General features: G+C 38.8%; 15 protein-coding genes. 8 read left to right on the plus strand and 7 right to left on the minus strand.

The window, feature by feature from the left end; translation table 11 throughout:
- Positions 1 to 4 precede the first annotated feature (4 nt).
- Positions 5 to 3,208 (plus strand): DEAD/DEAH box helicase, encoded by a 3,204-nt coding sequence (locus E1I69_RS01295; protein ID WP_136377834.1) that lies wholly within the window; start codon positions 5 to 7, stop codon positions 3,206 to 3,208.
- 50 nt (positions 3,209 to 3,258) lie between these two features.
- On the opposite strand, the gene namA is transcribed toward E1I69_RS01295, so the two are convergent.
- From namA to proI, 5 genes are all read right to left on the minus strand, one after another.
- Positions 3,259 to 4,278, minus strand: coding sequence for an NADPH dehydrogenase NamA (namA, locus tag E1I69_RS01300; RefSeq protein WP_136377835.1), 1,020 nt, complete (start codon positions 4,276 to 4,278; stop codon positions 3,259 to 3,261).
- Between the two features lie 123 nt (positions 4,279 to 4,401).
- Entirely contained in the window at positions 4,402 to 5,214 is an 813-nt protein-coding gene (locus tag E1I69_RS01305; RefSeq protein ID WP_136377836.1) for a hypothetical protein, read from the minus strand.
- 56 nt (positions 5,215 to 5,270) lie between these two features.
- A complete protein-coding gene (locus E1I69_RS01310) occupies positions 5,271 to 6,410 on the minus strand; it encodes a CAP domain-containing protein (protein WP_136377837.1) in 1,140 nt (379 codons plus the stop codon).
- A 94-nt stretch (positions 6,411 to 6,504) separates the two neighbouring features.
- Positions 6,505 to 7,704 carry an MFS transporter gene (locus E1I69_RS01315; RefSeq protein WP_207308491.1) on the minus strand — a complete coding sequence of 400 codons (1,200 nt, stop codon included), beginning with the start codon at positions 7,702 to 7,704 and terminating at the stop codon, positions 6,505 to 6,507.
- A gap of 136 nt (positions 7,705 to 7,840) precedes the next feature.
- The gene (gene proI / locus E1I69_RS01320; protein ID WP_136377838.1) at positions 7,841 to 8,686 is read right to left on the minus strand and encodes a pyrroline-5-carboxylate reductase ProI; all 846 of its coding nucleotides are present in this window, start codon (positions 8,684 to 8,686) and stop codon (positions 7,841 to 7,843) included.
- A 460-nt stretch (positions 8,687 to 9,146) separates the two neighbouring features.
- Here proI and E1I69_RS01325 point away from each other — a divergent pair, with 460 nt between their 5' ends.
- Both E1I69_RS01325 and E1I69_RS01330 read left to right on the plus strand, forming a co-directional pair.
- Positions 9,147 to 10,112, plus strand: coding sequence for an MBL fold metallo-hydrolase (locus tag E1I69_RS01325; RefSeq protein WP_136377839.1), 966 nt, complete (start codon positions 9,147 to 9,149; stop codon positions 10,110 to 10,112).
- A 27-nt stretch (positions 10,113 to 10,139) separates the two neighbouring features.
- The gene (locus E1I69_RS01330; protein WP_136377840.1) at positions 10,140 to 10,934 is read left to right on the plus strand and encodes an SDR family NAD(P)-dependent oxidoreductase; all 795 of its coding nucleotides are present in this window, start codon (positions 10,140 to 10,142) and stop codon (positions 10,932 to 10,934) included.
- Positions 10,935 to 11,316: 382 nt separating this feature from the next.
- Here E1I69_RS01330 and E1I69_RS01335 read toward each other — a convergent pair whose 3' ends face one another.
- Positions 11,317 to 12,240 carry a nuclease-related domain-containing protein gene (locus E1I69_RS01335; protein WP_136377841.1) on the minus strand — a complete coding sequence of 308 codons (924 nt, stop codon included), beginning with the start codon at positions 12,238 to 12,240 and terminating at the stop codon, positions 11,317 to 11,319.
- A gap of 316 nt (positions 12,241 to 12,556) precedes the next feature.
- Between E1I69_RS01335 and E1I69_RS01340 the strand changes: the two genes are divergently transcribed.
- The 5 genes from E1I69_RS01340 to E1I69_RS01360 all read left to right on the plus strand — a co-directional run bounded on the left by E1I69_RS01340 (position 12,557) and on the right by E1I69_RS01360 (position 16,577).
- A complete protein-coding gene (locus tag E1I69_RS01340) occupies positions 12,557 to 13,591 on the plus strand; it encodes a glutathione S-transferase family protein (protein ID WP_136377842.1) in 1,035 nt (344 codons plus the stop codon).
- Positions 13,592 to 13,609: 18 nt separating this feature from the next.
- Positions 13,610 to 14,110, plus strand: a complete 501-nt coding sequence (locus E1I69_RS01345; protein WP_136377843.1) for a GNAT family N-acetyltransferase — start codon at positions 13,610 to 13,612, stop codon at positions 14,108 to 14,110.
- A gap of 202 nt (positions 14,111 to 14,312) precedes the next feature.
- Positions 14,313 to 15,575: a DNA polymerase thumb domain-containing protein gene (locus E1I69_RS01350; RefSeq protein WP_136377844.1), complete on the plus strand. Its 1,263-nt coding sequence runs from the start codon at positions 14,313 to 14,315 to the stop codon at positions 15,573 to 15,575.
- A gap of 53 nt (positions 15,576 to 15,628) precedes the next feature.
- Positions 15,629 to 15,961 carry a YolD-like family protein gene (locus E1I69_RS01355; protein ID WP_136377845.1) on the plus strand — a complete coding sequence of 111 codons (333 nt, stop codon included), beginning with the start codon at positions 15,629 to 15,631 and terminating at the stop codon, positions 15,959 to 15,961.
- A gap of 67 nt (positions 15,962 to 16,028) precedes the next feature.
- A complete protein-coding gene (locus E1I69_RS01360) occupies positions 16,029 to 16,577 on the plus strand; it encodes a GNAT family N-acetyltransferase (protein WP_136377846.1) in 549 nt (182 codons plus the stop codon).
- A 23-nt stretch (positions 16,578 to 16,600) separates the two neighbouring features.
- Here the strand turns inward: E1I69_RS01360 and E1I69_RS01365 are convergent, their stop codons facing one another.
- On the minus strand, positions 16,601 to 18,394 hold the full coding sequence (locus E1I69_RS01365; protein WP_136377847.1) for a dihydroorotate dehydrogenase: 1,794 nt from the start codon (positions 18,392 to 18,394) through the stop codon (positions 16,601 to 16,603).
- Between the last annotated feature and the right edge of the window lie 73 nt (positions 18,395 to 18,467).

The following is an 18,467-nucleotide window of genomic DNA, read 5'->3' on the forward strand; positions in this document are numbered from 1 at the left end:
AACCATGGATATCAAAATCAATCGTAAAATGATCAAAGAAAAGTGTGGTACCGTCTCCTTCAAAAGAGGGGACGCTTTTTATCGAACGAATAAAGTGACATTTACGGAATCCGGACCTGATCAATGCAAAGCCATTGTAAAAGGGACAGAGGACTTTCACGTTAACATTGAGAAAAACATAAATGGAAAGCTGGAAGCTACATGCACATGTCCAACACTTGCGAATTTCGATAAGGATTGCCAGCATATTGCAGCAGTTTTAATCGCGATTCATGAACAGCAAAGTCAGGAACCAATCGAATTCTCAACGACGACAAGATCAAAAAACGAAAACCTCACAAGCGATTTCATGACCCTTTTTTTAAATCGCCCAACGCGGTCGAGTGGTCACCAGCTTCATTTTGAAAAAAGAGAAGTCCTGGATGCTCGCTTCATATTTCAACCTGTTAAAGTTGCAGATGACCAAATTTTATTTGACGTTGAGATTGAAATCGATCAGATCAAAATACATGATATTCGTACCTTTTTAAAGGGGGTAAAACAGGGAGAGCAAAGTGAAATTTCTTCCCACTTTATATATGACCCAAATCTTCATTGCTTCTTAGATGAAGCAGATAATCTTCTTCACCAATTAGTGAAAGTAACCGAGGATGAAAAAATTTTTCTAGACATGATTACTGGGCATTCAAATTATAAAGGTAGTCCTAAAACGTTGTTAATTCCTCCATCATCCTGGAAAGGGCTCATTCCCTTATTTTCAAAATGTCCATTCGTTTTTCTACAATACAATGGTCAATTTTATGAAGGGCTACAGATTGTTCAGGAGCCACCTCCACTTCATTTTTCATTTGAGGAAGGGGAAGAGAATGATTATCTCTTAAGGATCCAGGGTTTCAATCGTATGAGTATTTTAAAATCCTACCACACCGTCCTGAGTGATGGACTTCTTTATCAAATCGAAGAAGAGGATTGTGACCGGTTATTAGAGCTTAAACAAATGCTTACGAGCCCAGGAGCAAACCATATTCCTATTCAAAAGGAGCAAGCGCAATTTTTTCTTAAGAAAATTGTCCCAAGCCTGAAAAAAATAGGTGTTGTTCATATGTCTCAAGCTATATCCAAAGAGATGATGAAAACACCTCTTGTTGCTAAGCTGTATTTGGACCGGCTGAGACATAAGTTGCTTGCAGGTCTGGAATTTCACTATGAAAATATCATCATCCAACCATTAGAGAATCGTGATCTGCCAACTGGTCCTTTGATCTTCAGAGATGTGGAAAAAGAGGATGAAATCCTACAAATCATGGATGAGAGTGGTCTTTCGAAAACGGAAGGCGGATATCATATGCATAATGAGGAACTTGAGTATGAGTTTTTATATCATGTCATTCCAAGACTTCAGCCACTCTGCCAAATTTATGCCACAACAGCGATACGTAATCGCATCATTCCGAAAAATGAACATCCGAAAATAAGGGTGAAGATTAAAAAAGAACGAACCAATTGGCTCGAATTCAAATTTGAGATGAAGGGCATTGCTGACCAAGAAATTCGAGAAATTCTAGTCGCTCTTGAGGAAAAACGAAAATATTACCGTTTGAAAAATGGGTCACTACTCTCACTTGAAACGCGAGAAATGGAGGAGATACAGCGTTTTTTACATGCTGTTCCGGTCCAGGATGATGATTTTGAATCAACTTTAAATATACCAATGATTGAGGCTTTACCCCTTTTAGGCTCAATTGATGACAGTGATATTTTTACGTTAGAGAAATCATTCCGTCAATTTCTTGACTCTATCCAACATCCGAGTGATTTAGCTGTTGATGTTCCGAAGCCTTTAGAGTCCATTTTACGAGATTATCAGAAGGTGGGCTACAAATGGATGAAGACGTTAGCGAGCTATGGATTTGGTGGCGTCCTTGCCGATGATATGGGGCTAGGGAAAACCTTGCAGAGCATTGCTTTTATGGTTTCGGAAGTTGCTACTATCCGAGAAAAGAAGCAGCCTGTACTCATTGTTTGCCCATCCTCTTTAACCTATAATTGGCTCCATGAGTTATTGAAATTTGCACCTGAGCTTCAAGCGGTTGTGATTGATGGGAATAAGGCAGAACGAATAGAGCTGCAAAAAGAGAGTGCAAGCATGGATGTTGTTATCACATCCTATCCACTAATACGACGAGATATTAAATGGTATGAATCTCAACACTTTCATACCGTATTCTTTGACGAGGCTCAAGCTTTTAAAAATCCAGTAACCCAAACAGCAAGGGCTGTCAAACGGATAAAAGCAGATCATCGTTTTGGATTAACCGGAACCCCAATTGAAAATTCAATCGAGGAGCTCTGGTCTATATATCACGTTGTTTTTCCGCAACTGTTTAAAGGCTTAAAGGAGTATAGTCATTTAACTAGAAAGGACATTTCAAGAAGGGCTCGACCCTTTTTGTTGCGTCGTGTAAAAGAAGATGTACTTTCAGAGCTACCAGAAAAAATTGAAATCATGGAATCATCCGAGTTATTACCTGAACAAAAAAAGCTTTATGCTGCCTATCTAGCGAAGCTCCGGCACGATACATTAAAGCGTCTTGATAAGGATACGATTCGAAAAAATCGAATTCGAATTCTTGCAGGGTTAACTCGCTTGAGGCAAATTTGCTGCCACCCGGCTTTATTCGTGGATGGCTACAAGGGAAGTTCGGCAAAATTTGAGCAACTTCTTCAAATCCTTGAGGAATCTAAATTGTCTGGAAGAAGAGTTTTAATTTTCTCTCAGTTTACGAAAATGCTTGAGTTGATTGGAAGGGAACTTACGAAACGGGGCTTTAGCTTCTTTTATTTAGACGGACAAACCCCTACAGATGAACGTGTGGAATTATGCCAACGTTATAATGCGGGAGAGCGGGAATTGTTTTTAATTTCGTTAAAAGCAGGCGGAACAGGCCTGAACCTGACCGGTGCTGATACGGTTATTTTATATGACCTTTGGTGGAATCCTGCGGTAGAAGAACAAGCTGCAGACCGTGCTCATCGCTTTGGTCAAAAAAAGGTTGTCCAAGTGATTAAGCTATTTGCCCGCGGTACCATTGAAGAGAAAATGAATGAGTTACAAGAAAAGAAGCGAGATCTTATTTCAGACCTTATTGATTCTGAGGAAAATACGAAGCTGACGGAAGAGGATATTCAAGAGCTTCTAATGATTTAAACAAGGCACTTTCCACGTAGGAAAGTGCCTTTTATACGATTTGCGAAAAATTAGAGCCAACCGCGATCATATTGTTTCGGGCTTTCAATGGATATACCTAATTCTTTTGCAGCAGTTCTTGGCCAGTATGGATCGCGTAATAACTCACGTGCGATAAATATTAAATCTGCTCGATTATTTTTTAGAATTTCTTCAGCGTGAACAGCTTTTGTGATTAGACCAACTGCACCGGTAGGGATATCAGCTTCATTTCGAATCATATCTGCAAAACCGACCTGATATCCAGGGTATACATCAATTTTAGCTGGTGCTACGCCACCTGAGCTAACGTCGATAAGGTCAACACCTTGGTCCTTCATACGTTTTGTATAGTCAACATAATCAGCAGGAGTTAAGCCATCTTCTTTATAATCATTTGCGGATATACGAACAAATAAGGGGCCATTCCAAACTTCCTTAACAGCCTCGATTACCTCTTGTAGGAAACGGTAGCGATTTTCGCTGCTTCCGCCATATTCATCCACTCGTTTATTGGAAAGAGGGGACAAAAATTCATTAATTAAATAGCCATGTGCTCCGTGAATTTCAATGATATCAAAACCAGCCTCTTTTGCGCGTCTTGCTCCATCCTTGAATGCTTCAACTATTTCTTTAATTTCATTAATTGTTAATTCTTTTGGAGTTTTATATCTTTCATTAAATGAAATAGCAGAAGGGGCCACGATATCTCCTTCAACAGTTGCCTTTCGACCCGCGTGAGCAATTTGAATAGCTGTCTTTGCACCATGCACTTTGATCATTTCAACAAGTTTTTTGAAGCCTGGTATATGCTTATCACTCCATATTCCTAAATCCTGTGAAGAGATTCTTCCTTGTGGTGTAACAGCCGCTGCCTCCACCATGATAAGACCAACTTGACCAACAGCTCGGCTTATATAATGGGTATAATGCCAATCCTGTAGCATTCCATCCTTATTATGACTGGAATACATACACATTGGTGACATTACAATTCTATTTTTTAAGGTTACATTTTTGATTGTGTAAGGTGAGAACAATGCTGTTTCCATAAAATTACAGCCTCCTATGTATTTCGTTACACTAAATAGTATATCAAGTTATGACCCAAAGTTCATCGATTGTGCATAACAATTTAAACAAGCATCGACCTTACCATTGTCGATGCTTGTTGTTTATTTATATGGCATTTCAGCTAATTTCTTGCCCGTTTCTGTACTAATGAGTGCCACTTTCGTAGGCACATATTTTTGAATTTGTTTATCAAAAATATATCTTGTTTCAAAATACGCAATGACATCATAATGGGCAATACCTGAAACAGCTCGAATTGCCACGATTTCCTGAGGCTTCATTTTTGTTAATTTATCAAAACGATAGCTGGAAACCGGGTCAACCCATGTTTCGATTCCTTCAAGTCTTTCTTTTAATTCTTCCTTGTCAGGAAAATCTCTGTAGCGATCCTCTGATAACGGAATGATTGCCTCTAAGTCAGTCTGTTTATCGATAAATTCAACTTGATAATCACCCAAGTATTTCATCGAAAAACGCTTTTTCGCTTCGTCAAACCAGCCTGACGTATTAGGGTCTTTGAAAATTTCCTCAACTTTTTCACCTGTATAGCTCAGGACCGTTAACCCGGTAATCCCTCCACTCCCTACAGAATGAAAATAGAGAAGGATATCTTGTTTTCCATTTTGAAGGACGTCAGCAAACTTCATGTCTGCCAATTGGTATAAATCCTGTTTATTATGATAGGTACCTAATTGTTCACCATTGATTTTTAAAGACCACTCATTCGCGAGATTATATTGATTTTTTCTCGCATATAACTCGATAATATCCTTATTACCATCTCCGTCTAAATCAATATATTCCTTTTGGACAATTGTAAAGGGACCATACTCAACATCGGTTTGCTGGGCAAGAGTCACACTATGAAAGCCGATGAGAAGGCCTAGTAATACTAAAAATCGTACTAGTTTCACAAAATCACCTCTTTGGTAGGATAACCAAAAATTGAGAGGGATATAGGTGAGATTTCTTATTTTGTATAAAAGTTCTCCGTGTAATATGGATGAGACTCTGTATTAAAGGCAACTCCCACCCCTAAATACGTATATTCTTTTTTTAAAATATTTTCTCGATGTCCCATGGAGTTCATTAAACCTTCATGGGCGAAAATACTGCTGAACTGTCCGTATGCAAGATTTTCTCCAGCAATCGTAAATAATATTTCATCTTCAAGCATCCGGTCAAAAGGGGATTGACCTTTTAAATTTGTATGATTAAAATAATTGTTTTCTGCCATGTCTGAACTATGCTTTCGTGCTGTTTCTTTCACTCGTTCATCCCAAGTAAGTACCCCTAACCCGTGATTAACCCTGGATGCATTCGTTAGATCAAATAATTGATATTCAAAGCCTTCTTTTAATTGATCACTAGCATCTGTATAAAAATCTGCTCTGTTTTGTTCGAGTGCTTTTGAAACAATCTGAATCGAAGTCACCGTATTGTTTTCATGTTTATCATAAAAGAGGGTGACATAGGTGTTATCGATTTGGAAAACGTCATAGTCGCGATCCTTCTGAAATTCATAATAGACAAATCCTTTTTGGATTCGGGTCATAGGTTCACCAAGTAGATCGAGAACGTCTTGTTTTGGTGTTCCACGTTTGATTCCTTTCGTTGATGAAATAAGGTCTTGATTTGTGTATAATCCGACAACCTTATTACGAGAGTCATAAGCGACCATTATAAAATTATGGTAGTTTTCATGATACGTATACCAGTTCGTTCCATATTCATTTAATGATGTCCGTTGCGCAGGACCAAGTTTCGTTTCTACACTCTGTTTACTCTCTCCAAGCTCAATATTGTGTATCGAAAAAGCCTGTTCACTAGGTACATGTAACTCGGGTTTTTCAATTTCATTCTCACCAATAATTGAATTTTCGGGTGCTTTTTCCTCCAATGTTTGCAGTAAGGTAGCGATATAGTCGATGCCAGCATTTAATTTGGTTTTAATCGTTGCGATTTCCTCAGATTCAGAAACTTTGTCAATCTCAGACGTAATAGTATCGAAAACTGATTGATTATCAGATTTTGCAGAGAGTTTATCAAGTACCGTCCAAGCGGCATATAAGAAAAATAAAAAGGATAAAAATAATAGGATTCTCCTCATAACTAACCTCCCATCCTAAATACATTCTATCCAAATTTCTTCGAAACGATAAGGATTTTTACAGACGAAAAACGAAAAAGGGGAGAGGATCCCCTTAAATGGAAGTTGAAGTTGTTGTTTTACCAATCCATACGAAATATAGCAAAATAGAAATGAGAACCGAGAATGCTGAGGCAATGTAAATTGAATGGTAACCTAAGAGGTGGGAAAGTTGACCGAACGTAATTGCACCAATTCCAACTCCTAAATCAAACGATGAAAAAAAGGTTGCATTTGCCATTCCTTTACGATGTGCCGGAGCTGTTTGGACAGCCCATGCTTGTAAGGCTGGTTGTAAGGCGCCGAAACCAAGTCCATAAAGAAAGGCGGCAATATAAAGGACAAGACTACTAGGTAACCATGCTAGTAGAAACATAGCTATAACAATCAAAACAGCTCCAGGTGCAAAAATAGCTTGATGACCTTTTGAATCATAGAGGCGACCGGAAAAGGTACGAGAAATCATTAAAGCAACTGCAAAAATAAGAAAGTACCATTCAATCCCGGGTATTTCCTTTTGTAAAGTATAGATTGGTAAAAAGGCTGCAATTCCTCCGAATGTCACAGTTATAAAGAATAATAGAATCGATGGTGGAAGGGCTGTTTTTTCATAAAAGTCCCATTTTCTAGGGCTTTCTTTTATTGGCTCAATTTTTTTGTAGCGGATTCTAGATGAAAGGATGAGTGCCACTAATCCAAGAATGGCACAAATCGAAAAGAGTTTTGTAAAGGATATGGTACCCGCAAGTGTTAGACCTAAAGAAGGTCCAAACGCAAGGGCAATATTGCCGAATAAACCGAAATAGCCCATTCCTTCTCCTCGTCTTTTGGCAGGGATTAAGTCTGTAGCGATTGTTCCTGAGGCTGTTGTTGAAAAGCCCCAACCAATTCCTTGTATGATTCGGAACATGAATAAAAAGAGTAAACTGGAGATGATTCCATAGGAACCAACAGATAATACGAAAATGGAAAGGCCAAGTAGAAAAACGAAGCGTCGTCCTTTTTTCTCTAATTGATGGCCTGCGAAAGGTCTGATTAAAAGTGCTGAAAAGGTAAAAATTCCTACGACTAATCCAATGAGCTGATCATTGCCTCCGAGTTGTTCGACAAAGAGTGGAATGGTTGGTAATGTCATTTGAAAGCCAAGAAATATAAAAAAGTTTGAAATGCAAATAAGGGTAAAATCGCGGGTCCAAATTTTTTCTTTGGTCATAAGCAATTGTGGTGGTGTTTCTTTCATAAGCGGTGCACTCATAGAATCTCCCCATCATGTGATATTTCGGTTACCTAAATAATTTTACCAAAAATGTCAGTGAAATCCTACCCCTCCTTCACTACTTTTTTTGGATTTGGTAAAATTTCACTGACTATGTTTGCTTTCATTTTGACGTTTAATTTTCTTTCGAAACGGATTGAAGCATGGCTTCTCCGAGCTCAGCGGAGCGAGTAGTCGCACGTTTAATACATGCTACCATAGCCTGCTGGTAGTTAAATTGCTCCAACACTTTTATTCCTGCTTCTGTCGTACCGCCTGGACTTGTTACTTCTTTTCGTAAGGTAGCGGGCTGCTTTGTTGAGTTTTTTAGCATTTCGGCCGCCCCAATGATCGTTTGAAGAATTAATTCTTTGGCAATTCCTTTTTCGAGCCCGATATCATCAGCTGCTTTTTCCATCGCTTCAACTAAATAATATACATACGCAGGACCACTTCCCGATAGACCTGTGACTGCATGAAGATCTTTTTCGGCGACTGTTGTAACAATTCCAATTGTTTCAAACAATTGGCGTGCTATGAGAAGATGGTTTTCGTTTGCGTGCATTCCTACTGCTAGGGCAGTTGCAGATTTTCCGATGGTAGCTGATGTGTTTGGCATCGCACGGACTACTGCTACTTCTTTGTTGAGTAAATCAGTAATGGTTGTTGTTGCTACTCCTGCTAGTACAGAGATGATCAGGTGGCTTTCATTGACATATTCTTTTATGGCTAAAACAGCTTCCGCAACATCCTTTGGTTTTATCGCAAGAATGATGATTCCGGCATTTTCAATCGTTTCTTTTTGGTTCTGACTAATCGTTACTCCATATGTGTTGTTTAGCTCTTCTAATCGTGCATGGTTGGAGCGATTCATTACAGAAATTTGTCTCGGCAAGAATAGCTCCTTTTGTAGCATCCCAGAAATCATTGCCTCGGCCATTGAGCCAGCTCCAACAAACACCATATTTTGTTTCATTTCCATAACGATCCCTCCGTTAATAAAATAAAAAGACCTATTCCATCCTTGTTAAAGGACGGAATAGGTCAGCTATCCGCGGTACCACCTTACTTAACATCAAAAAAATGATTTTTCAATGTTCCACTTGAACCCGTATCGTGGGGAACGGTTAGTTTTTCCTAACAGCTCATAGGTAGGTTCAACCAAGAAGCGGGCGGTGAGATCTTTCAGCCGATGGATCTCATTCTCTTTCACCATTACATGATTTACTAGTCCTAATCATTGCTTTACGATTTTATATTAATGGTCATTATGCACTGATTTTAGCGGGATGTCAAGGGCACATTTTTTTAAAAACAAGCCCAATTTTTTTACATAACAGAGAAATTATTCGAATATAATGACAAAATGAGGATGAAAAGGTAAACTTATAAATGGATAAATGTAACCTAAATGATTTGGATTTAGTACAAAGGAGATTACTATGAGCAAACTTACGACCACGAAGGATGTTTTTAAAATTACCTTACCCACACCTTTTTCTGTCGGGGATGTGAATGTATATGTTGTTAAAGGAGACGCACTAACATTAATTGATGCGGGTGCAAAAACAGAGGAAGCATGGCAATCCTTTAAGGAGCAACTTGCTCAGTTAGGCTATACACCTTCTGATATTGAACAAATTGTAATTACCCATCATCACCCAGACCATGTCGGGCTTCTTGATTATTTTAGTAAGGATATTCCGATCATTGGTCATCCAAAAAATCAGCCATGGATTAGTCAGGATCAGCAATTCTTCGCACAGAATGAACCGTTTTATAAAGAACTTTTTACTCAATTGGGGCTTAATCCCGCATTTGTAGCTTTAATCAATATGGATGAAGAATTTGAATATTCTTGCCGCAGATCGTTAAGTTCAACAATTGGAGAAGGAGATACTCTTGAAGGGTTACCTGGTTTTAAGGTATTAGAGACACCTGGGCATGCCCAAAGTCATATTGTTTTATATCGGGAAGAGGATGGAATGCTAATTGCAGGAGATACAATTTTAGCAAAAATCTCACCAAATCCATTGCTTGAACCACCGCAATTTGGTGAAACTTCTAGACCAAGACCCTTAATTCAATATAATAATTCTTTAAGAAAACTACTAACGCTCGACATGTCAAAGGTCGTAACAGGGCATGGTGACGATATTACGAATGCTCATCACTTAATTCAAGAAAGATTCATCTCACAAAAAGAACGAGCCTATCATGTTCTGAAAATGATTGAGGAAAAGCCGATGACAGCATTTGAAGTATGTTCCAGGTTATTCCCGAAAGTCTATTTAAGGCAGCCTCTTTTCACAATTTCTGAAACAGTTGGACAGCTTGACTTCCTTGAGGAATTAGGGGAAATTAAGATAGAAGTAGTGAACGGACAACATATATATCACTCAAATTAACAAGTTCCCGAGGTGAAAAAAATTCTTATGAATTCAAGACTTAAAGGAAAGACAATCGTTATTACTGGGGCTTCGAGCGGGATAGGTGAAAAAATTGCATATCTTGTGGCAGAGCAGGGGGCAACTCCGATTCTATTGGCTCGAAGTTATGACCAGCTGGACAAAATCGCAAAGAATATTCAAGAAAAATACAATATCGATTGCTTGTTTTATAAATTAGATGTGGGGGATACCGAAAATGTAAAAGAAGTATTCGATGACATCCTTCGCAATGTAAAAACAGTTGATGTGCTCGTGAATAACGCAGGGTTTGGCGTGTTCGCGAATGTTGTCGATGCAAAAATAGAGCAAATGAAGGAAATGTTCGAAGTGAATGTTTTCGGGCTCATTTCCTGTACAAAAATGATATTGCCGACTATGATTGAGCAAAACTCAGGTCATATTATTAATATTGCTTCACAGGCTGGAAAAATTGCGACACCAAAATCAAGTGTATATTCTGCGTCAAAACATGCGGTTCTCGGTTTTACAAATAGTTTACGGATGGAGCTATCGAGTACAAATATTCATGTAACAGCCGTAAATCCAGGACCCATTCGAACACGTTTTTTCGATATTGCAGATGAGTCTGGAACCTATGCGAAGAATGTAAATCGTTTTATGCTGGATCCGGATGTAGTAGCATCTAAAATTGTAAATGCCATGTTAACTCCAAAACGCGAAGTTAACCTGCCAGGCTGGATGAATGCAGGTAGTGTTTTTTATACCCTTTTTCCTCGACTTGTTGAAAAAGTGGGCGGGAAGGCGTTTTTTAAGAAATAAGTTTCAACCATACTCCTTTTATAAGGGGTATTTTTTTGTTTGGGAATTTTCTAAAAATATAATGCAGCAGTAATTGGTTATTAAAAATTCTCAAAACTGATATAAGGTATATCCCGAAGCCGTAAAACGATAAATGATATACCGCAATCGAGTTAATCGGTATATCATCAAGCTGTAAAACGATAAATGGTATACCGCAATCGAGTTAATCGGTATACCACCAAGCTGTAAAACGATAAATGATATACCGCAATCGAGTTAATCGGTATATCATCAAGCCGAAAAACGATAAATGATATACCGCAATTGAGTTAATCGGTATACCACGAAGCTGTAAAACGATAAATGGTATATCGCAATTAATAAAGTGAATAATCGAAGTTCAATCATCATCCTTTTTTACAAAGTATGATGATTTTCCAATAGTTACAAGCTTATATTTTTTTAACAGATATTTTCTCAGTGTTAATCTAGAACTAATAACGCCACACCACTCCATAACCAGATTCGTTGTAATCTTCTTATCCGGAAAAAGTAAACTAAGCTTTCTCACACTTCGTAAAACCGCTGATTCCTTAAGCTCCAGCTTGCCACAATTTGGACACACAAGATAATTTTGATTGGCGATTTCCATAAACGAACATCCACGCTCACATACTATCCCCTTCTCTAACTCTTCGTATGTGTAGATGGGCATCTGTGAATATGGATCTTCCTTAATATGCAATGAAACCAATTTTTCCGCTAATTTTACATGACCTGATGATACACCGGTAGCCGCAACTGTGTTTAAACTTTTCAAATATCGACCAAGTTGTGTGGGAAAAACAAACGGTCCATTCATCGGTGCGTTATACAGATAAAACTCCGAGTTGATAAATACCACTCGAGATTCAACAGCAAAATTAAACCTCAACTTTTGCAGGAGTTGCCGAAACAATGATTCACTACGGGTGAGTTGGATTAAGGGGTTTTTGATTTCTTTTCCAGAGATCATGTGCAATCGGTCACCTTCGATGTAATAATCGCCTTCGTAGTTTTTTACTTCAAAGATATAGATTTTCTTTTGTGTGATTAGTAGAGAGTCTATTTGGAATTTGGTGTTATTCACTTCAAGGAGAAGGTTATTTAAAATGAGGCATTCATTTGTGAGGCCTAAAAGCAATTGGTCGAACTGTTTTTCACCGAGCCAGCCTTTTTCGAGGTATATGTAATTGTTTTCATCCTTTTCCTCTAACTTCTTGTGGACTCGTAAAGATTGTAAAAATTCTAATTTAATATTTTCACCACGAGGTTTAAAAATCAATCTACCACATCCTTTCAGCATAATTTTACAAAAAAATCTGTATTTTTACAATATATTCTTCCAAACTTACTCTCATATATTGAGTCTAGTTTAAAAGGGATTGATTGGGGAATCTCACAGCTTTCTGATTTGTTCTCCTCTTATACATAGAGTTCACTTAATCCTACCCCGCATTAACATGTGGTAAATTCCCACCGATTGAAGTTCCATTTTCTGAGTATTAATTCTTGACGAATGATTTAGATAATGAGTAAACTACATTAAACGCATTGAGTTACTATGCATTAAAAAGAAGGAACATGAGGGAGAGAATGATATGTCACAAAATGATCAGACAATTAGCTGTAAGATTCCCACAGAAGCAAACAATACTTCAACCAATAAACCTGCAGAAATAAAAGCGGATGGCTCGTTTAATCGTCAAACAAATCGCTTTACAACTCCTTTTGGAAACCAGCCAGACGAGCTACCCGTTGAGTCTGGACGCTACCGTTTGCTATGGTCTGCTGCTTGCCCATGGGCACACCGCTCTGTAATCGTTCGCAAAGTGCTTGGATTAGAAAGTTCAATTAGCTTAGGAACAGTAAGTCCACTTCGACCAAGAATTGAACGTGTAGATTGGGAATTTTCCTTAGATAAAAATGGAGCGGATCCTGTTCTTAATGTTCAGTATGTGAGTGAGGTTTATAAGAATGCGGACCCTGATTATACAGGTAGACCAACTGTACCAGTCATGGTTGATCTTGAAACCAAAAAAGCGATTAACAATGACTATTTTAAGCTTACCAACTATTTTGAAACCGTTTGGGCTCCTTTTCATAAGGAAAATGCTCCTGATTTATATCCGAGTAGCTTGCGCGAAGAAATTGATGCATTAAATGACGTTATTTTTCATGATATCAACAATGGTGTGTATAAATGTGGATTTGCTCGTTCTCAGGAAGCCTATGAACAAGCCTATGATCAATTGTTTACTAGATTGGATGAATTAGAGGAGCGTTTGTCCAAGCATCGTTTCTTATTTGGGGATTTTATTACGGATTCTGATGTCCGCTTCTATACAACATTGGTGCGCTTTGACGCTGCTTATTATTCTGCTTTTCGCACAAACCGAAATTTAATCCGTGAGTTTAAAAATTTATGGGGGTATGCCCGTGACTTATACCAGACTCCTGGTTTTGGTGAAACGACTGATTTTGATGCGATTAAGCGACATTATCATCTATCCATCACCATTGATCCTGCAAAAGGAGAAGTGAATATTCTTCCTAAGGGTCCAGATGAATCAGTATGGCGTACCGAACATAACCGTGAGCAGTTAAGTGGAAAAAAAGAAAAGTTCTTGATCTAAGGGTAGGTGAAATCTGTAATGAAAATTCGTGATGCAAAACAGGATGAATTGGAATTTATTCGAGAGCAACGAGTTGCAGCTTATCTTGAACATTCAACTGTAATTCCAGCTGCTCACTGGCAAGCTCTTAAGCAGGGAATTTCATCTGAGGCTGATCGCCTCCATGGTTCTGAGCTTATTGTATGTGAACTCGATGGGGAAATAGTCGGAAGCGTAGTCTTATTTCCAGCTAACACAGATGCATATGAAGGTCAATTAGAAGAACTGGAATATCCTGAAATACGGATGCTAGCAGTGAGTCCTGAGGCTCGTGGAAAAGGCGTCGCTTCAGCCCTAATTACCGAATGCATACAGCGCTCCCGAGCAAAAAATTATCAATTTATCGGATTACATACTGGTGAATTCATGAAACAGGCGATTAAGCTCTATACAAAACACGGCTTTGAGCGCTTGCCACACTACGATTTTGAGCCAGCCAATGATGGAATTATTGTTAAAGCTTTTCGCTTATCTATATAAACCTGAAAAAACCAATTCGCAATCTAGGCGTTTTGGTTTTTCTTTTGTTACGAGGCATTTGGTTAGGTAGTTACCATTTGTACAGAACGTCTTTTAAGCTATTATGTAGGTTCTGCTTTAAATTTCCATTGAAATCGAACGTATATTCTCCTATTATTAGGAATAGAATACGAACGTACATTCTTTTTGGAGATGATATGAGATGGTGGATTACAGTCAGTTGCCCGTTCAAAAGATTTTATGCGTGGATATAAAAAGCTTTTATGCGAGCTGTGCAGCAGTGTTATTAGGGCTTGATCCACTCGAGTGCTATTTGGCGGTTGTTGGAGATACAGAGCGCCCCGGAAGTGTTGTGCTCGCAGCTTCGCCAAAGCTAAAACAGGAATTTGGGATAAAAACGGGATCAAGACTCTTTGAAATACCTAAGGACCCTCAAATTAAAATAGTAAATCCCAAAATGGCAACGTATTTACGAATTTCAACGGAAATTACCAGACTTTTTAACCGGTACGTGCCAAAAGATGCGATCCATGTATATAGCGTCGATGAAAGTTTTATAAAAATTGATGGAACTGAAAAATTATGGGGCGATGCGACAACGATTGCCCGTAAAATCAAGAAAGAGATTGAAACTGAATATGGGCTAACCTGTGCCGTTGGGATTGGTCCTAATATGCTGGTAGCAAAGCTATGCTTAGATTTAGATGCAAAGAAAAAAGGAATTGCAGAATGGACCTATGATGATATTCCCGAAAAACTATGGCCCGTGTCGCCGCTACGAGAAATGTGGGGAATTGGAAGAAGGGTAGAGCGAACCTTAAATGGGATGGGAATTACAACCGTTGGTCAGCTTGCCCACTATCCGCTTGAATTACTTGAGAAAAAATTTGGAGTGATGGGAAATCAGCTTTATTATCATGCCTGGGGTGTCGACCTATCAGAAATTGGTGCACCTATTATGCAGGGGCAGATAAGCTTTGGAAAAAGCCAAATCCTCTTGCGTGATTACCCAGACCCAGAAGAAGTGAAGCACGTCATTCTTGAAATGTGTGAAGAGGTAGCAAGGCGAGCACGTCGACATAAAAAGGCAGGAAGAACAATTAGTCTTGGGATTCATTATAGCCAAGATGAGTTTGGCGGGGGATTTTATAGGTCGAAAACAATTGAAACTCCGACAAATATTACGATGGAAATGTATCGCGTCTGTCTCGAATTATTTGAAAAATTTTATGCCCAAAAAACGGTTCGCAAAATTTCAATTGCGCTTTCCAACATTGAGGATGACAGACAAATGCAGTTGGATTTGTTTTATCTTAATCGAGTCAAGCAGCATAAGCTTGGATACGTAATGGATGGTATCCGTGGTAAATACGGTTCAGATGCAATCCTACGTGCAGTTTCCTATACAAATGCCGGAACATCAAGACATCGTAGTAAGCTCGTTGGCGGACATAAGGCAGAGTAGAGCGTCTCAAGGGTTAGGTGCTGGAGATAGACGTAAGAAAGAAGGTAATAAGGATGATACGGGACCGCGGAAAAATTAAATGGACAGCAATGATGCTGCCAGAACATGTGAAATTGCTTAGAGATTGGGCAGAAGAAGATAGGTATGAGCAAAAGCCAGAACTAGATGAGCAACAAATCGAGGAGATGAACAGTGTTCTTTGTCAGGCGATGGAGGAGGGGAGAGAGTTGGTTATCACGCATTATGAAGCCAAACATCACAAACTCCTTCTGGGCACTATTCATCATTACGATAACTTACAAAATAGATTGCATATCATTGATAAATTCGGGGAAGTGCATTACATCCCTATACATTCATTAGTCGATCTACGCTTTTCAGACTAATTTTAGAAGGATTTTTAGACAAAGGATAGAAGTTAATATGGTAAAAGAATAGAATGGAGTAAAAATTATGTTTGTATACCAAATTGATGAGGAACTGTCCTTGAAATTAACAGAGGTAAGCGATGCTGAGCGAATTTTTGAATTAACAGATCAGTCAAGAGCGTATTTACGAGAATGGCTACCATGGCTTGATATGACAACAAAGGTAGAGGACACAAAAGCCTATATTGAATCGTGCAGGAAAAGCTATGCAGACAATAAAGGATTGCATACCGTTATTGTCTATAAAAATGAAATCGTGGGTGTCGCAAGCTTCAACTCAATCGATTGGAGCAATAAAATAGCCTACATCGGCTACTGGCTTGGTCAGCAATACCAAGGAAACGGAGTCATGACAAGGGTAGCGAAGGCATTAACTGATTATGCTTTTACCCATTTAAAACTAAATCGAGTGGAAATCAGGGCAGCGGTCGAAAATCATAAGAGCAGATCGATTCCAGAAAGATTAGGCTTTGTGAATGAAGGTGTGGTTCGGCAAACCGAATGGCTCTACGATCACTATGTGGACCATGTTGTATATGGCATGCTCGCAAAGGATTGGAATCCAGAAAACTAAGAAAGGAGCCCATGAGGCTCCTTTTACTTATCTTTCCCCAAATGAAAAAATCGGTACGTCATAATAAGTCCAATAAAAAACAAGCAAAGGGCGAAATAAGCGGGAAGAAGGTGAATAAAGGTCGTATATCCGATTGCAAAATGAATCCAAATTCCTGCCAAAAAAGCGGGTAGTCCACCTATGAGCAAAGTCCACCAAACCCATTTATTCCCCTGCTGAAATCCCCAGAGAGAAATAGTTAACACTAAAAATCCAACACTTAGAAGGGCACTTCCAAAGCCTGCACGGTCATGAGCAATGACTGAAATCAATTTATCATTAAACAAATCCAACATTTCAGGTGGCATACAAATATAGAGAATATCAGTAGGAACAAACACATACGAAATCCCAATAAATGAGATCACAATACCGCCTAAAACAAATGAAAATCCAAGGATGATAAAGGCTAGTTGTCCAAGTAAACTATGTTTCCAGACTCGGTGATTACGAGTGTTAAGCGATGTTGGCGTCCCCCTCAAATGTCTCGTTTTAATAAAACCAGTTAAATAGATTGGGAGTAAAATGAGCCAAAAAATAAGGTGAAGCCAATCGAAATATCCGTATCCAATGAATAAGAATATTCCTAAAAAACCAAGGATAGCTGCCAGATCGATAGTCTGCTTGGTCCAGAGAATCTGCTTTCGAACTCCGAAACGAGCCAATGCCATATAGACGATACCACCAGAAATCATTGTCCCAGCGAGTGTCATCCGATCATGAGCCATAAAATAGAGAATCCGTTCATTAAACAGAAGGATTTCTTCTCTTTGCATTCCAAGAAATTGTTCATCATAAGGAAGAATAATAGTTGTCAAACTAAAAAGAACAGCAATTAATCCACCAATAAAGATGGACAAACCAAATAGCCAATACCAGATCCACGCTGAATGTAACGGAGGATGTGGTTGAAGTTGGTGCAAAAGGGCTTCAGTAGTTCTTTTTGTAAGACCAGGTCCTGAAAAAACATAACCTTCTGAAAGTAACACAAGGTCAGCCCCTGCATCAAAAAGTGCAAGAGCATTGGCTGGTTCAAAGACGCCACCTACTGTGATGATAGGAAGCGTAAACCCACTTTTTCTTAAATAATGAATAGAATCTAGTAGTTCCCTTAAATAATGCTCCTGTGCCATATCCAAAGGTTCATCAATGACGATACCAGAACAAGTAGACTGAATCCCATCAAATGAAAGATTCTTGACCTCATGTATTGGAACAGAAAGATAAACGGGACGGTCTGTAGTCCACCGAATATTTGGAGTAGAAGTTACAAACGCCGCAATATATGGATCTAATTTCGTAATCAAATCCTTTTGTTCTTTACTTGTTCCAGCCACCCTTGCCCAGACAGGCTGTTTCGGCTTCCACTTTTTAAGCTTTTGAACCGTTTTTTCAATTCCGATTGATTCATAGTTTGTAGAAAAGTCGATTTGCTGTTTTTGCCAATCTACAATTGGAAGAGAAGGGTTCTTTGTCGGCACTTTTGTTACCGGGCCAATTTCAATAAAACCAAACCCAAGATTTGAAAAAGCGTGTGAACCAGTTAAAAGCGGATCGATTTTTCCAGAAAGTCCAATAGGATTTGGATAGGTTACGCCATGAATTTCCTTTTTTACAAGTTCAGAAGATTCCTCTCTACCAAGAAAATGAATGAAATGCTTTCCTCCAGGTATCGAGGCAACCAGATTCATTCCCCGGTGGATAAATTCCCGGGATTGGTAGGGAGTTAGACGAGATAAAATAGGCTTAAAGAGTCCGTGATATGACCAATCAGGCATGTTTTGTCCTCCATGAAAGGCTTTTACCCGTATTGTAACATAGTTAATTGGCAATCCGGATAACGAAAAAACC

The sequence above is a fragment of the Bacillus timonensis genome (genome assembly GCF_004799755.1).
GTDB lineage: Bacteria > Bacillota > Bacilli > Bacillales > Bacillaceae_L > Ferdinandcohnia > Ferdinandcohnia timonensis_A.

What these genes read in the sequence shown, in the direction of transcription:
- E1I69_RS01330 (WP_136377840.1), top strand. Translation starts at nt 10,140, where the DNA reads ATGAATTCAAGACTTAAAGGAAAGACAATCGTTATTACTGGGGCTTCG.
- E1I69_RS01310 (WP_136377837.1), bottom strand. Translation starts at nt 6,410, where the DNA reads ATGAGGAGAATCCTATTATTTTTATCCTTTTTATTTTTCTTATATGCC.
- proI (WP_136377838.1), bottom strand. Translation starts at nt 8,686, where the DNA reads ATGGAAATGAAACAAAATATGGTGTTTGTTGGAGCTGGCTCAATGGCC.
- E1I69_RS01360 (WP_136377846.1), top strand. Translation starts at nt 16,029, where the DNA reads ATGTTTGTATACCAAATTGATGAGGAACTGTCCTTGAAATTAACAGAG.
- E1I69_RS01365 (WP_136377847.1), bottom strand. Translation starts at nt 18,394, where the DNA reads ATGCCTGATTGGTCATATCACGGACTCTTTAAGCCTATTTTATCTCGT.
- E1I69_RS01325 (WP_136377839.1), top strand. Translation starts at nt 9,147, where the DNA reads ATGAGCAAACTTACGACCACGAAGGATGTTTTTAAAATTACCTTACCC.
- E1I69_RS01345 (WP_136377843.1), top strand. Translation starts at nt 13,610, where the DNA reads ATGAAAATTCGTGATGCAAAACAGGATGAATTGGAATTTATTCGAGAG.
- E1I69_RS01350 (WP_136377844.1), top strand. Translation starts at nt 14,313, where the DNA reads ATGGTGGATTACAGTCAGTTGCCCGTTCAAAAGATTTTATGCGTGGAT.
- namA (WP_136377835.1), bottom strand. Translation starts at nt 4,278, where the DNA reads ATGGAAACAGCATTGTTCTCACCTTACACAATCAAAAATGTAACCTTA.
- E1I69_RS01340 (WP_136377842.1), top strand. Translation starts at nt 12,557, where the DNA reads ATGTCACAAAATGATCAGACAATTAGCTGTAAGATTCCCACAGAAGCA.
- E1I69_RS01315 (WP_207308491.1), bottom strand. Translation starts at nt 7,704, where the DNA reads ATGAGTGCACCGCTTATGAAAGAAACACCACCACAATTGCTTATGACC.
- E1I69_RS01295 (WP_136377834.1), top strand. Translation starts at nt 5, where the DNA reads ATGGATATCAAAATCAATCGTAAAATGATCAAAGAAAAGTGTGGTACC.
- E1I69_RS01355 (WP_136377845.1), top strand. Translation starts at nt 15,629, where the DNA reads ATGATACGGGACCGCGGAAAAATTAAATGGACAGCAATGATGCTGCCA.